General features: G+C 39.9%; 16 protein-coding genes. 4 read left to right on the top strand and 12 right to left on the bottom strand.

From position 1 onward, the window contains the following. Nucleotides 1-121 precede the first annotated feature (121 nt). On the bottom strand, nt 122-1,075 hold the full coding sequence (locus KZP23_RS18930; protein WP_226333337.1) for a methyltransferase domain-containing protein: 954 nt from the start codon (nt 1,073-1,075) through the stop codon (nt 122-124). A 66-nt stretch (nt 1,076-1,141) separates the two neighbouring features. Here KZP23_RS18930 and tnpA point away from each other — a divergent pair, with 66 nt between their 5' ends. Continuing rightward, on the top strand, nt 1,142-1,603 hold the full coding sequence (gene tnpA / locus KZP23_RS18925) for an IS200/IS605 family transposase (protein ID WP_226332430.1): 462 nt from the start codon (nt 1,142-1,144) through the stop codon (nt 1,601-1,603). A 221-nt stretch (nt 1,604-1,824) separates the two neighbouring features. Beyond that, nucleotides 1,825-2,046 carry a hypothetical protein gene (locus KZP23_RS18920; RefSeq protein ID WP_226333336.1) on the top strand — a complete coding sequence of 74 codons (222 nt, stop codon included), beginning with the start codon at nt 1,825-1,827 and terminating at the stop codon, nt 2,044-2,046. Between the two features lie 199 nt (nt 2,047-2,245). On the opposite strand, the gene KZP23_RS18915 is transcribed toward KZP23_RS18920, so the two are convergent. Together KZP23_RS18915 and KZP23_RS23185 are read right to left on the bottom strand one after the other, a co-directional pair. Continuing rightward, nucleotides 2,246-2,530: an addiction module antidote protein gene (locus KZP23_RS18915; protein WP_226333335.1), complete on the bottom strand. Its 285-nt coding sequence runs from the start codon at nt 2,528-2,530 to the stop codon at nt 2,246-2,248. A 64-nt stretch (nt 2,531-2,594) separates the two neighbouring features. After that, entirely contained in the window at nt 2,595-2,711 is a 117-nt protein-coding gene (locus KZP23_RS23185) for a hypothetical protein (protein WP_394370987.1), read from the bottom strand. A 325-nt stretch (nt 2,712-3,036) separates the two neighbouring features. Here KZP23_RS23185 and KZP23_RS18905 point away from each other — a divergent pair, with 325 nt between their 5' ends. Both KZP23_RS18905 and KZP23_RS18900 read left to right on the top strand, forming a co-directional pair. Next, the gene (locus KZP23_RS18905; protein WP_226333333.1) at nt 3,037-3,756 is read left to right on the top strand and encodes a putative quinol monooxygenase; all 720 of its coding nucleotides are present in this window, start codon (nt 3,037-3,039) and stop codon (nt 3,754-3,756) included. A gap of 76 nt (nt 3,757-3,832) precedes the next feature. Further along, nucleotides 3,833-4,696, top strand: coding sequence for a helix-turn-helix domain-containing protein (locus tag KZP23_RS18900; protein WP_226333332.1), 864 nt, complete (start codon nt 3,833-3,835; stop codon nt 4,694-4,696). A 25-nt stretch (nt 4,697-4,721) separates the two neighbouring features. Here the strand turns inward: KZP23_RS18900 and KZP23_RS18895 are convergent, their stop codons facing one another. The 9 genes from KZP23_RS18895 to xerA form a co-directional block, all read right to left on the bottom strand. Beyond that, nucleotides 4,722-6,086 carry an IS110 family RNA-guided transposase gene (locus tag KZP23_RS18895; RefSeq protein WP_226333331.1) on the bottom strand — a complete coding sequence of 455 codons (1,365 nt, stop codon included), beginning with the start codon at nt 6,084-6,086 and terminating at the stop codon, nt 4,722-4,724. 380 nt (nt 6,087-6,466) lie between these two features. Beyond that, nucleotides 6,467-7,330: a GIY-YIG nuclease family protein gene (locus KZP23_RS18890; protein ID WP_226333330.1), complete on the bottom strand. Its 864-nt coding sequence runs from the start codon at nt 7,328-7,330 to the stop codon at nt 6,467-6,469. A 49-nt stretch (nt 7,331-7,379) separates the two neighbouring features. Beyond that, nucleotides 7,380-8,744: an IS110 family RNA-guided transposase gene (locus KZP23_RS18885; RefSeq protein WP_226333329.1), complete on the bottom strand. Its 1,365-nt coding sequence runs from the start codon at nt 8,742-8,744 to the stop codon at nt 7,380-7,382. A gap of 405 nt (nt 8,745-9,149) precedes the next feature. Next, entirely contained in the window at nt 9,150-9,773 is a 624-nt protein-coding gene (locus tag KZP23_RS18880) for a hypothetical protein (protein WP_226333328.1), read from the bottom strand. Next, nucleotides 9,763-10,266: an RNA polymerase sigma factor gene (locus KZP23_RS18875; protein ID WP_226333327.1), complete on the bottom strand. Its 504-nt coding sequence runs from the start codon at nt 10,264-10,266 to the stop codon at nt 9,763-9,765. The genes KZP23_RS18880 and KZP23_RS18875 overlap by 11 nt, the downstream gene beginning before the upstream one ends. A 10-nt stretch (nt 10,267-10,276) precedes the next feature. After that, nucleotides 10,277-11,137 (bottom strand): TraB/GumN family protein, encoded by an 861-nt coding sequence (locus KZP23_RS18870; RefSeq protein ID WP_226333326.1) that lies wholly within the window; start codon nt 11,135-11,137, stop codon nt 10,277-10,279. A gap of 425 nt (nt 11,138-11,562) precedes the next feature. Further along, entirely contained in the window at nt 11,563-12,735 is a 1,173-nt protein-coding gene (locus tag KZP23_RS18865) for an IS91 family transposase (RefSeq protein WP_226333325.1), read from the bottom strand. After that, nucleotides 12,735-13,544, bottom strand: a complete 810-nt coding sequence (locus tag KZP23_RS18860) for a tyrosine-type recombinase/integrase (protein ID WP_226333324.1) — start codon at nt 13,542-13,544, stop codon at nt 12,735-12,737. The genes KZP23_RS18865 and KZP23_RS18860 overlap by 1 nt, the downstream gene beginning before the upstream one ends. Nucleotides 13,545-13,757: 213 nt before the next feature. Further along, complete coding sequence (gene xerA / locus KZP23_RS18855) at nt 13,758-14,834, bottom strand: site-specific tyrosine recombinase/integron integrase (protein ID WP_226333323.1); 1,077 nt, start codon at nt 14,832-14,834, stop codon at nt 13,758-13,760. Nucleotides 14,835-14,841: the final 7 nt, after the last annotated feature.

Genomic DNA, 14,841 nt, shown 5'->3' with positions numbered 1-14,841 from the left:
GAAATGTTCGTTTTAATTAAAATATCAACTCCTTCGGTCTTCAGTCTTCAAACTCCCGACCACTTAAGCAAAGGATTTAAGGTTACTGGCATCATTGCGGATAATCAGATTATTAAATAAGTTAAAATCGTTTATGTGAGTTTTTTATACCTTTTTCAAGGTAATAGTGCATGGTTCTTTTCAAAATATTTCTACCAATAAATCCTTTTTTTGAAAGAATAGGAAAGCGTTCTCTTAATTTCTCATTATCCACGTAAAATTCACAAGGAGGGTCAGTCTTTACAAAATCTTCAAATGTGTTAAGGTTTTCGTTTAAATTCTTAAAAGCTAAAAAGTGTTTATATTTCCATACCTTGCTGCTATAAGATTGATATTGAAACTTACCAGATTTGCTGTTTTCTAATTGCTTATTTGTTCTTCTTCCAAAAAAGTTTGAAATTCTACTTATAAAAATCCTAGGATAATAAGATCTATGCATCAATTTAATTGAAGGGTAAACATTTTTTGAAATGTCTTTCAAAAAGAAGAGGTTAAAACCAGTTTTCTTCACTTCAATTAAAAAATTGTCTTCATATATAAAGTCATCTATAGCCCATGAATCCGCCCATTTTTTTAGTATTAATCTTTCATCTGTACTTTGAGGTTGCCTTAAGAAGTAATCAGATATTAAAAGCCTACCTCCAGGTTTTAATAGCCTAAAAGCTTCTTTCAAAAAATCAGTTTTATTTTCGGCATGTACTACACTTTCAATCCCAAAAATTACATCAAAACTATTATCAGGGAAAGATGTATTGCAAAAGTTTTGACATGTAAACTTAACTAAGTTCTTGGGGTCGTGTATTTTTTTGTATTCCAAAGCACGTTTAATATGTGCTTCCGAAAGAGATATGCCCTCTACAAAACAGCCTATATTGTTTGCAAGAAAAAAAGATGTTCCTCCAACACCACAACCGGCATCGAGTACAATATCTGTTTTTTTTATTTGAGCATTTTTAGCTATTTGATAGTTCATATTCCATAGAGCCTGTCTATGAGATTGGACATTTTCATCCCAAAACCCATAGTGTAATGCCATGGAATGTTTTAATCTCTTAGGGTCAAATTCCCCGAGGCTAGCCTCGTTTTACTATCTTGTGACTCGATGTCGCAAGAAAGTAAGTATATCCATAAGAGTCATAATGTATCAGTTTTGCTGTACCATATAGTTTGCTCAGCAAAATATAGACGAGTAGTGTTCAGTAAAGAGGTTGATAAAGTTCTGACATCGACGTGTGAACAGATAGAACTAAGATATGAGATTAAATTTCTGGAAATCGGTACAGATGCTGACCATGTACATTTTCTGATCCAATCGGTTCCAACGTATAGTATAACCAAAATAGTGAGAACGATAAAGAGTTTAGTGTCACGAGAGGTGTTTAAAGAATGCCCAGAGGTGAAAAAACAGCTCTGGGGAGGGGAGTTTTGGGGTAAGGGATATTTTGTCAATACGGTAGGCCAACATGGAACAGAGGAAAAGATCGCTAATTATGTAAAGAGTCAAGGGCTGGAAAAAGGATATAAAAAATTGAAGACCAATTATCAATTAAAAATATTCGATTGACCAATAATGCCTCGTGGGCTTGCCCCGAGGATTATTTACTTGCCAAACTATTTCGTAATCTCTTAAAGATTCATCATAATACGATTTGATTTCTTGATGATATATATCAGACATTATTTTTTGCGAATTGGTTATATGTATAGTGTTTTAAACGCAATCTAGGTAAAAAAAATAAAGTATTTTCTTAAGACCATCAAGATTATGGTTAAAACATAGTTGGAATGCCTGCCCCGATTATTTCGGACATTTTGAAGGCTTCCCTTTCATGGGGAATGCTCAGGGCCCCACCAGTCTTTTGGGTGAACAAAATCAGAAAACAACAGTCGGTACACCAAAGGGTGTATGGGGAAACCTATGCCCAAAAACTCAAAAAAACAGCCCGTAAAGCTGCCCCAAAGCCCACAAAGCAGGCAAAGAAAAAACTAAACACCACCAAACAGTAGGCAAAAAAGCCGCTCAGGTACCGGATTTTTAAAGCTCAAACCTCCAAAAATACAAAAGGGGAAAAAGCTTTCCCCATAATTATCCCTTTCCCAGCACCACTCATTCAACACTGCATTCAGACCTGTCTGCCAAAGTGGGCAGATTTGGCCGTTTCGGCCGTCAGAATGCTTAGTTATTTGGCGTCGTTTTTTATCATTTTCACGCAGATATTGGATTTACTCTTATTTGTCCGCCAACTGCTTTTAATACTTTCATTATTGTCGAAAATTGAGGTTTTGCACCGTCTGATAATGCTTTGTACAAACTTGGTTTGCTCATTCCTGTTTCTTCGGCAATTTTGGTCATTCCAATTGATTTTGTAATATGTCCGAGAGCAACAATTATGTCATCATTATCGCCTTCTTCCAAAACGGAATTCAAGTATTCGGCAATCATTTCATTGCTGTCCAAGTAATCCGCTATGTCAAATTTTGTTGTTTCCATTGTTTACTTTTTTAACTTGTTCCAAATTTCTTTCGCCTTTTCAATGTCCTTTTGTTGAGTTGATTTATCTCCGCCAATCAGTAGGATTATTATCGGGGCTCTTTCCAAAATGTTTGGAGACTGTCGATACCAAGCTGATATAGGTCTTGATGCTTCTGGGGGAATAGTTTCTGACCCGCATTTCCTCATACATCCGTTGACGAAGGCTTTTTTTTCCATGATGCTATTTATTTAAGATAAAACATGGAATGAATTTAGTGTAAACAACTGATATAAAATCAGTTAAAATATTAAAAGCTAAATAACTACCGACGTAGGAGGTTTTGTTCAACGTTTAGTATATGAAGCGTAGCGCCCGAATGGGAGCTATGATTTCATATACAGTGTTATGAGCTTTTTTACATTCTTCATTGTCACTGGAAAATTGTCCATGCTTAAGTCTCTTATCTCCATTCCAAGGCCCCTTATTTAGTTCTACATTTGAAGTGTAACAAGAATAAGTCAAAATGAAATTTAAAAGTTTAATCAAATTAAGTAGCCTAGTTCTAATTTTAGCGATAACAATTCAAACATTTTCTCAATCTAAAAAAAGTAATATTATGGACAACACAAAAAATGAAAAAATCGGATTATTAGTAATCATGAAAGCGAAAGAAGGTAAGGAGCAAGAAGTGAAAGAGTTTCTTCTAGGTGGTTTATCATTGGTAAATGCAGAACCAAAAACTGAATCTTGGTTTGCATTTCAAATAGATGAACAAACTTTCGGAATTTATGACACATTTGAAGCTGAAGAAGGCAGACAGGCACACTTAAAAGGAGAAGTGGCAAAAGCCTTATTGGCCAATGCTGGAGATCTTTTAGAAGGTTTTGATGCTAGCAGAGACATTAAGGCTGTTGATGTTCAAGCAAGTAATCATAAAGCGGGTAATCAGAACAAGGGATTGTTGGTGATTATGAAAGCCAAAGAAGGAAAGACATCTACAGTGGAGGATTTCTTGCAAGCGGGCAAGTCATTGGTGAGTTCTGAGCCTGCAACTTTATCATGGTATGCTTTTAAAATCAATGAAGAAACCTATGCCATTTTCGATACGTTTGCAGATGACGCTGGCAGAGATGCTCATTTGACAGGGAAAGTAGCAGCAGCGTTGATGGAGAATGCGCCTGTAATTTTGGAAGGCTTTGATGCTTCAGCAATTCAAAAAATTAACATTCTAGCTTCAAAATAAATATTTGATTTAAGAAAGGAGTGCTTTTGGCACTCCTTTTTTTTAAAATTTGAATGAGCTAAAACATAAATTTAGTATGGCAAAAATAATTATAGACAAACAAAACGGGGAACTTGCGTTTAGATTAGAAGAGTTAAACGATCTAAGCCAGTTTGATCATCTACAAAGAAGAAATTATTATTCTATCGTTTTGTTATGTGGAATTAGCTATGAACTAAGCGTTGATTTTCAAAGTTTTGAATTGCAAGGAAATCATATGATTTGTTTGGCTCCGTATCAACCTTTCATGATACGTTCTGAAGAAAAGTGTCAGGGTTATTTATTGAATTTTCATCCCGATTTTTTTTGTACATATAGACATCAAAACGAAATAGAGACCGAGGGAATCCTTTTTAATAATTTCCATGGTTTACCCTATTTTACTGTAAACGAGCAAAGCCTATTTCTTAATTTGATTGATCAAATTTCGAAAGAGATGGACAAAGACTCAATCGCTCAGCATGAAGTTCTTGTGGCATTTTTAAAAGTGTTTTTAATAGAAGCGGTCAGACATAAGAAACAATTTGATCAACAATTAACTTCCAGATTATCAGATTCAAAAACAGAAATTTTACAAAATTTAGTCGATGCAATTGAGAGTAATTATTGCAAATTCCATTCTCCCCAAGAATACGCAGATGAACTATGTGTAAGTCCTAAAACTTTAGCCGGTATCGTCAAGAAATATCTCAATCAAACGACTTCATCCTTAATTTCAAATAGGATCATTATTGAGGCGAAACGAGAACTTTATCTAACTTCTAAACCAGTGAAACAAGTTGCTGCTTTTTTAGGTTATGACGATGAATTCTATTTCAGTCGTTTTTTTAAAAAGAAGGTAGGGGTATCACCTGATATTTATCGTAAGACAGTTGGTTTTGCTAAACTAGAGTCAAATTAATTCTGACTAACGTAATAAAAAAAGGTTAAATAGGGACTGTTTCCATCCCCAAATCCTCATTTGTAAGTCCGAATTTATCGATTTGTTTCTTTATCCTCTTGACAAGCCCCATCTTTCTTTTCTGGTCTAAAAAGAGATAGCCTTCCGGGTTGGTGTATGGGACTCCCTTCACCACCATGTTCCAGATGATGACGGCAAGCTTTCTTGCCGTGGCACTTACCGCTGACACCCTTCCCTTCCTGAAGTTGATCCTGTGGAAAAAATCCCTGAGGGGTGTGGAATCCTTAAGGTTGCCAATGGCATTGGCTGCATTGCGCAATGCGATTTTCAGCCTGTTGCTTCCTTTCGGTACTTTGCTTGAGAGTACCTTGCCGCCACTTACCTTGTTGTTCGGGGCCAGCCTGAGCCATGAGGCAAAGTGCTTGGCGGTACTGAACTTCTTGATGCCTTCCATCCCCACTTCGCTCATCAGGGCAAGAACCGTGGAATAGCTCATCCCTTCAATGGCCATCAGGTCGGTCCCCTCGAACATCTGGTAGGCCTTCAGGTTGAGGTCAATGTCCTTTGGGGTGTTTTTGTTCAGCCTCTTGTAGGGCTTGGCATCGATGTGGTGCTGTCTCTTGTTGTCATCCGAATTGATGATCTCGTCGAGTACCTTCTCTATTTCCCTGTCACATGCTTCGATTTTACCCTGAAGGTGGTCATAGGTATCAAGTTCCTGCTTCAGGGCGAACAGGTAGTCCTTCCTTCCATTGCTCTCCAGTGCCCTGGCGATCTCTTCGCTGCTTTTCCGGCAGTTCCCATGCCTGAGCGAGGCCAGCTTCTTCGGATCGGTTTCTCCCGAACAGATGGACCGGATGATCAAAAGTCCTGTCAGGCCGCAAATATCCTTGACCACCACGTCCAACCTCAGGTTCAGCAGCCTCAGGTTCTTCTGCATCTTCTTGGAGGTGGATGCTGCCGAACGGAGAAGGTTGCCCCTCTGCCTGCAATAGGTCCTCAGCTCTTCTGTTTTGCCATCGGGAAGAAAACTGCTGGTCAAAAGCCCAAGGGTATGCAGTTTCTGGATCCATTGGCAATCCTTGATGTCGGTCTTTTTCCCCTTGATGTTCTTGGTAAATTTGCCGTTGCAGAGAACCAGGTGGAATCCCCTTGCCATAAGCACAGCGTACAGGTTCTGCCAGTAGGTACCGGTACTCTCAAGGGCCACTGTCCTTATATTTTTCTCCTCCAACCAAGCCGCCATGGCGAACAGGTCCTGGTTGAATACCCCAAATTCACGCACGTCCCTTTCGGACTGCCCCACAGCCACCCAATGTGAACGGCTGCCTACGTCAATGCCCGCTGCCTGCGGGTTGACGACATCCATGATGATAGGTTCCTTTTCCATGATCGGAATAATTTAAGCCCTCAGGGGATGTGCTTTTGGCAAGAAAATATTCTGAACGGGGTCCCGCCGCGGCGGGCCGCCACTAAAGTGATCGCAAGCATCCCAACCAGGATTGCGCCCGTGCTTCCCCAAAGTGGGGAGCAACAGTTTAAAAACCGGCCTTACAGAGAGCTTACACAATTTAAACAAAAAGTGGTTGATTCTTCTTCTAAACGTTAGCCCTGAAAGTAAATGTTTTTAATATATAGGGGATTGCTCATAACGGTTTGCATATGGCTTGTGGCGGTTTCGAAGCACTTTCCTGTCCACCGAAACCAAAGCTGCCTACGAAGCGAAACCCTTGCTGGTAGCTGTTCACCCGCCATAAGCTATATGCCGTGTTATGCCTTCGTTGTTTTGTCGCTCGTTTCAAAATCTTTAAGTGTTTTGCCGTCTTTATTTTTCCACTCTGTCAGCCCATTGGCATTACGACCCATTACCATAACAGCAGCAGTCGATGGACTACTAAATATATAGTCGTCTGAAAACTCAAAGTATTCTCCTTTGTCAACAAGCACTCCTTCGTCAATTAATTTTTGTCTGTACGTAATGAAGTTTGGTGTCATTGAGTTTACGATTGTCGCAGCGGCTTTAGAGTTTTTGAAAACTACAAAACCGTCTGAAGTCGGTTCGCCTTGCCCGTCTGCACCACGTGCTGCCTTTATGAAAAATGACTCTTGTTTTTGTTTTGGTTTAAATTCTCGCTTTTCTTCAAATACTTTATGTCCGAGTGTGTTTACAAGCATTTTTATATACTCAATAAACTCTTCCATTTCGGCTCTGTCGGATTCTGAAATTGAGGATTGAGTCGGAATAATTGAATTGTCAACTGTATAACGATTCGCTGATTTCGCAATGTCGTGCAAACGATTTTCCAAATATTTAATGTGGGCTTTATTAAGGTTCTCGTCCTTACTTATAAAAACAATTGCTTCGTTCCAAAAGTCCTTCGAAGTCAACTGTTGATTGAGTCGTTTTAAAATTGATTCAGCTTCACCAATATATACTTGATCTTTACCGGAATCGTCTTTCCCAAATAGTAAATAAACTCCTGTGCTTGTCAAGTCGCCACGGTCTGAACAGTCCTTTATTTTTATTCGCGGAATTTTATATGCTTTACCTGACCAGTTGGATAGTTCGCAACTCATTCGTCCGTTTGGTTCTCCGTCAATGAGAAAAATTTTTATTGTTTTTCCGAATTTCATTCTGTGTTGTCTGTCTATTTACAATTCTGACTAACGTAATAAAAATAGGTTAAACATGGACTGTTTCCAGTCCCAAATCCTCATTTGTCAGACCGAATTTATCGATTTGCTTCCTAATCCTTTTAACTAAACCCAGTTTTCTTTTCTGGTCCAGGAAGAGATAACCTTCCGGATTGATATAGGGTACTCCCTTCACCACCATGTTCCAGATGATGACGGCCAGCTTTCTGGCCGTGGCACTGATGGCCGAAACCCTTCCTTTTCTAAAACTTATTCTATGAAAGAAGTCTCTTAGTGGTGTAGAATCCTTCAGGTTTCCAATGGCATTGGCCGCATTCCGTAATGCGATTTTCAGTCTGTTACTTCCTTTTGGAACTTTACTTGAGAGCACCTTCCCTCCGCTCACCTTGTTGTTCGGTGCCAGTCGCAGCCAGGAAGCGAAGTGCTTGGCCGTTTTAAACTTTCTGATGCCCTCTATGCCTACTTCGCTCATCAAGGCCAGTACCGTCGAAAAACTCATTCCTTCGATGGCCAACAGGTCAGTTCCTTCAAAGATCCGGTAAGCCTTCAGGTTGAGGTCGATGTCCTTGGGGGTGTTTTTGTTGACCCTTTTGTAGGGCTTTGCCTCTATATAGTGCTGCCGCTTATTGTCATCCGAATTGATGATATCATCCAGCATCTTCTCGATCTCTTTATCGCATCGGGCGATTTTTTCCTGGGTCTGATCATAAGTCTCCAGCTCCTGTTTCAGTGCAAACAGGTAATCTTTTCTTCCATTGCTCTGCAAGGCCTTGGCTATATCTTCTTCGCTTTTCCGGCAGTTTCCATGACGCAGGGAAGCAAGTTTCTGCGGGTTGGTTTCCCCTTCGCAGATGGCCCGGATGATCAGCAGTCCGGTAAGTCCGCAGATATCCCTGACTACTACATCCAACCGAAAGTTGAGCAGCCGGAGGTATTTCTGCATTTTCTTTGATGCTGAGGCGGCAGAGTGAAGAAGGTTTGCCCGATGGCGACAATAGGTCCGAAGCTCTTCGGTTTTGCCTTCGGGAAGGAAACTTCCGGTCAACAGGCCAAGGGTATGGAGTTTCTGGATCCATTGACAGTCCTTCACGTCGGTTTTCTTGCCCTTGATGTTTTTGGTGAACTTTCCGTTGCACAGGATCACTTCAAAACCTTTGGCAGTCAACATCGCATACAGATTTTGCCAATAGCTGCCCGTGCTTTCCATGGCAATGGTTTTCGTTCCCTTTTCCCCCAACCATTCTGCCATGGCAAATAAATCCTGATTGAACACCCCGTACTCCCGAACGTCCTGTTCGGACTGGCCCACTGCAACCCAGTGGGAGCGACTGCCGACGTCAATACCCGCAGCCTGAGGGTTGACGACTTCCATGGAGATGATTTCTTGTTCCATAAGACCTGAAGGGTTTAGTACTCTCTGAGGATGTGCTTTTGGCAAGAAAATATTCTGAACGGGGTTGCCGAAGCCTCGGCACCGCCACTGAGGTCATCGCAAGCATCCCAACCAGAATGACGCCCGTGCTTCCCGAGGGACGGGAGCGACAGTTCTAAAATCGGCCTTGCAGAGAGTGATTGAATTTAGCAAAAAAAGCTGATTATCCATCTCGCCCGTTAGCATACGAAGTCAACTTTTTAAAGTAGGGGGAATTACCGCCAACGGGTTGCGGCTATGAAAAGTAGCGTGCAAGTACACGCAAACCTTTCCGGGTAGCCTTATTGGTTTTAAAAATACAAAAAACTTTGGGTTAAGCCTTTAGTAGCTATTTTTTATAGCCGCTGTTGTAGGTAGTGTTTTTTCTCAATGTTCAATTTTTTCTAAAGTATTTTCAAGGTCATTTATATATTTTCCGTACAAAATGTTTGTCCACCAATTGGTTATAATGTGTATAGTTATTGCCATCACTAAATAACCGATGATGTACAAAATAATTTTTTCAAAAGGAATATTGAAGGTTATGATGTCTAAAAAGGCAGATTCATCAATGCTATTTCTTCCTTTAATCAATATGAAGGCAACTACTGGAAGCAATAAACTTCCTGATATAACAGCGGTTTTGTACACTTCTATTGTCAATTTTAATTCAGATAAAGTTGTTGCCAAAACATCTTTTATAGTAAAGGATAAATTTGAGGTTTCCTTAATAAAACCATTCATTTTAATTAAATAGGTAATCGTAATAAGCGAAGTAATAAAGATGAGGATAAAATACATTCCTTTTGCAACTGGATTCATTTCAATAAAACGAGGTATTGTAAATAAAAGTAGAATAATTACTATTTGAGTTAAGAGTTCGGTTTTTATATTTCTTCTTATTTTTTGAATAGGAAGTTGCGTTTTCTTTAGTTCGTTTATGTGGTTTGGAATTACTTGGTCATCCATATTTTGGTTATCCATTTGTTGTTTTATATCTTCAAAATTCATATCCTTCTGTTTTAATAATTTCTTTTAATTGTTTTTTTACCCTATTGGTTTTAACTCTTGTGTTAGCTTCGGAAAGCCCTAAAGTCTCGGCAATTGCTTTTCCGGGATATCCTTCTATATACAGCAAGATTAATGCTTTGTCTATTTTGCCCAATTGTTTTACGGCTTTATAAAAATATTCGAGTTGTTTATCTTTAATACCATCATAACCTTTTGGTGCTATGGGTTCTGTTTTTAAATCGGCCGTTGTGCCTTTTCTTTTTCTCTCCTTTTTATAATACACAATGGCTGTATTTAATGCCACACGGTACATCCAAGATGAAAATTGACTATTGCCTTTAAAGGAATCTACGGACTTCCAGAGTTGCAAGATTATTTCCTGAAATAAATCTTCACGGTCTTCAGGTTCATCAAAATACATTCTTGAAACCTTGTATATAATGCCCTTGTGTGCGTTTATTTTATCTAAAAATTCCTTTTCGGTTATCTTCACAATAATTTTTTTACAGTACAGGAGTTACGGTATACCCTTTTTGTCTTAATAATTGAATAAGCCCTTTTTTACCTGTTAGATGTGCAGTTCCCACAGCAAACAGGTTGCTTTTTTCTTTCATCATTTCAGGCATTTTATTTACCCAGTTAGCATTCCGAAGGCTTAGCATATATTGTTTTGAATTAGAGTTCATATATTTTTCTTGGGCAATTAAACGGACTGCTTCTGTAATATTTTCCTTTTTATAAGATTCAATAGCGTTATTGAAATCCTTTTTATATTCTTCAAACAAAAATATAAGTCGGTAACTTTCCAACGGAGAGTACGCTTTTTTAATATAGCTAAATTGTTCTGACACTTTTTCGAGAGCAACAATATTAGTGTTGTTTTGCGTGGCTATCTTAACTAATTCTGTTTCCATAGCTTTGATTTTGGTACAAGGCAACATCTTGCTCGCCATCATACTGTAAAGTGTTGAAATACCATAAGCATCAAAATTTTGTAACGGGACGCCCATAATCTTTTGAATAAAGGTGTCAAGTTTAGCAAATTGTTCTTTGGTCAAATCTTCCGAAATCTTACTTGCACTGGTCATTTCTTTTTGAAGATCCTGCATTTCTTTGGGGTCAGAAAGATTTACTTCCAGTACCAAATCATCAATACTTTCCAAACTTTTCAACACCTTTTCGGGCATTAAAAAATCATCTTCGCACATTAAATGTAAAGTACCAAACAGATATGATGGTTTTTCTAAATTTGGGTGTTCTATCTTCCAAAGAACGGAATTTTCTAATTTACTGCTTTCTTGTCCAAAAGAGACCGTAACAATGCATACAATACAAGCGGTGATAAAGTGTTTTAAATTCTTCATTTTTTAAATTTTTATGATTACACCGAGTAAGTATGGGGAGTCAAAATTTGTTACAAAAAAATAAAGGTGAAGAATCAATTTGAGAAGATATTAATGTAGCGATGGCATTGATTGAGGAGTCTTGACAACATTACCTACAACGTAAAGTGTTTTAAACGTAATCTAGGCAAAAAAATAAACTATTTTCTTAAGACTAACAAGATTGCGGTTAAAACATAGTTGGACGGAACCGGTGGGGTGCTATGGGCATTTGTCTTTCATGGGGCTTTTCATGACGGGAATTTTTAGGTGGTTCTTGGGCTTTGCAGTTTTAAGCTTCTGGTTGGATTGACAGTTTTGCCCGCAAAAGGGCATATTTTTCCCTAGGAACCCTTTTCCTCCAATCTGTTTTTCATGATGTCAATGAACGTCCCATTTATAAAGGTTCAGGGGCCCTTTTCTTTTTCCGAATGGATTCCGAACACCATTTTGCCTCTTTTACAGCAAGGGCAAAGAAAGAGGTCCGGGCCCAAAACCTCTTCCAGTATCTCGTAAGTGCTCAGTCCGTGGTAGAAGGAGATGTACTTTGTCTTTTTCAGCGATCTGAAGCAGGTTTCCATTTTGGTCCTGCTGTTTGCCGAGGCCATGATCCCGTAGTACCTGATCTTGTAAAAGCCTGTGGGGAGGATGTGCTGCATAAACCTCCTTACAAACTCATGGCAGCTGAGGCTCATGGTCTTGTTCCTGTTGTCCCTGTAGTCCTTCCACCTGAAGTTGACCGCTTTCCCGTCGGTCCATTGGATCCTGCTGTTGCTGATGGCCACCCGGTGGGTGTATCTTCCCAGATAGCTGACGACCTGGTTTGCCCCCCTGAACGTCTTTTTGATATAGACATGCCACAACTTTACATAGGCTTCCTGCTTGAGATACCTTGGGTCGGAAAACAGTTTTGCCTGTTTTTCCGGTATCCTGAGAAGGTTTTCTTCCAGCGCCCTGATAAGTTTTTCCATAAACACGCCCCTGTAAATAGCTGACAGTGCTTTCACCGGAACAAAGAACTTTTTATGTGCGGCGATCCACTCCTGCCCATCGACGTCCAGTCCTCCTGCGGGTACAAGCATATGGATATGTGGATGGTAGGACAGGGACTGTCCCCATGTATGCAGCACTGCCAGACAGCCACTTTCAGCTCCCAGAAAAGCGGGGTTCAGGGCTGCCTTTTTCACTGCGGCCGAAGAGGCTTCAAACAGGAGATTATAACCATACCGCTGGTTGGCATAAAAAAGCGGCCTGAGAAAGTCGGGGACGGTGAACACCACGTGAAAGTATCTCACCGGCAGCAACCTGCACCTGAGCTTTTCTACCCATACCTGCTGTTTGATATACTGGCACTTGGGACAATGACGGTTGCGGCAGCTGTTATAGCTCGTTTTGGTATGTCCGCAGCTATCACATGCCAGGGTATGGGAACCCATTTTCGATGTCCTGCAGGAAATGATGTCCAGATAGGCCTTATACTGGGAGGTACACAGGCTGTTTACTGAAAGAAAGGATTCTTTCTCCCCCAGCAGGATATCGGAAAGTTCTACCCCACTATTCCTCTTGTTGAGGATGTCCATCACAGCTCGTCCAGGGGACTTTTGATCAGTGCCGGATTCAAGTTGGTCACAGGTAGGTAAACCGTAGTGGTTCTGAGGGATTTGTGGCCCAACAGCTCCTGGATTAACCTGACATTTGTTCCCTGCTCAAGAAGGTGTGTGGCAAAGGAGTGGCGAAGGGTATGGAAAGAAGCATGCTTTGTTATCCCTGCGCGTTCCATGGCTTTTTTTAAAACGCGCTGTGCACTCTTTTCACTATAGGGTTTGCCCGGTGTCTGACCTTCGAAAAGATAGGTTTTGGGCCGGTAGTACCTGTAATATTCCCGGAGCTTTTCCAACAGCCTTTTGGGCAACAGGGTATACCTGTCCTTATATCCCTTTCCTCCCCTAACTTTCAGCTGCATCCTGTCACTGTCAATATCACAGGGCTTCAGGTTGATGACCTCGTTCAGCCTCAGCCCTGAGGCGTAGGTGAGGGCCAACAGGCAATAATGTTTTCTGTTCCTTATGGAGTTCAGTATAAGGGATATCTCCTCTTTCGAAAAAACAGAAGGGAGGAGTTTGGGTCGCCTGGGCCGCTTGATTCTAACCGGATCCCAGATTCTGCCCAGGACATCTTTGAAAAGTATTTTGAACGCACTGATGGTTTGGTTTACACCAGAAGGGGACATTTTGTTTACCTCTACCTTTTGGAAAAGGTATTCTTTTAGCTCAGCTATACTGATGCGTTCGGGACTTTTTCCAAAATGTTTGGAGACTGTCGATACCAGGCTGATGTAGGTCTTGATGCTCCTGGGAGAATAGTTCCTGACCCGCATTTCCTCATACATCCGTTGACGAAGGCTTTTTTTTCCATGATGCTATTTATTTAATGGTAAAACATGGAATGAATTTAGTGTAAACAACTGATATAAAATCAGTTAAAATATTAAAAGTTAAATAACTACCGACGTAGGAGGTTTTGTTCAACTTGTATATCTGTAAACCAAAGGTTTAACAAGCCCCCGTTATTTGTTGGATTGTTATACCATTGGTTATTTTTATTAAAGGTCATCAAAGGGAGATTTAATCTTCCTGATACTATTATCAGTGACGTGTGTATAGATTTCTGTCGTCCTACTGCTATTGTGACCTAATATTTCCTGAATATAGCGCAAGTCGGTGCCATTTTCCAAAAGATGGGTAGCAAAAGAGTGTCTAAGCCAATGTAAAGTGACTGGCTTTTTTATACCTGATTTTCCCAAGGCTGACTTAAGTATTTTCTGCAAGCTACCTGAACTGTACTTAGAATTTAGCTTTTTACCTTCAAACAAGAAATATTGGGGACGCTCATATTTATAATATTCCCTCAGCAAGGCTATTGTCTTGTCAGATAAAGGCACCACTCTATCTTTCTTTCCTTTAGATTGGCGTACAATCAATAAGCCTCTTTTGGAATCTACATCGCTTATTTTTAAGTGCAACACTTCACTTCTTCTAAGTCCACAAGCATATATAATTGAAAGCATGGTTCTGTGCTTGATGTTTTTATGCGCTTCCAATATCCTTTTAACTTCTTCTTTACTCAGTACATTGGGTAATTTGGAAGGCTTCCGGGGCCTTGAAACCACTTCTGGATCAAGTTTTCTGTTTTGCTTAATATTGAAAAATAGTTTAATCGCATTGATTACTTGACTTTGATAAGATACCGAGTATTGTCTGTCAATAATGTAGTCTTTGGTGAATTTTTCTAGATCTTCATTCTTTATCTCGCTTAAAGGCTTGTTCTCCAAAAACCTGAAAAATATTTCCAAACTACCCCTGTAGGTCTTTACGGTACTTTCACTGTACCGCTTATTTTTCATCCAATCCTGAAATGCTTCTATTTCTTTAAAAATCTCAAGCGCTAATGGAGGGAGTTCAGGGAAAGTTTTGGGCAAATTGGCTTTTCTAAATGTGGAATAATCCAACCACACCTTTCCTTTGAAAAATAGGATCAAGCGATCCAGAATATCATCAGTGTAGGGGACGCACCAGGCCTTTTCATGCCTGTTCCATTCACAATTGGGAAAGGTTTTTACCAGTTCCTTCAGTTCAAAATCGTAAGGGAATTCCAGTTTGACCATTGGCTTCTTTCTCAAAAAGCTG

This window comes from Echinicola marina (genome assembly GCF_020463795.1).
Lineage (GTDB): Bacteria > Bacteroidota > Bacteroidia > Cytophagales > Cyclobacteriaceae > Echinicola > Echinicola marina.
The sequence above is the reverse complement of the archived record's forward strand: the minus strand, read 5'-3'. Positions and strand labels throughout refer to the sequence as shown.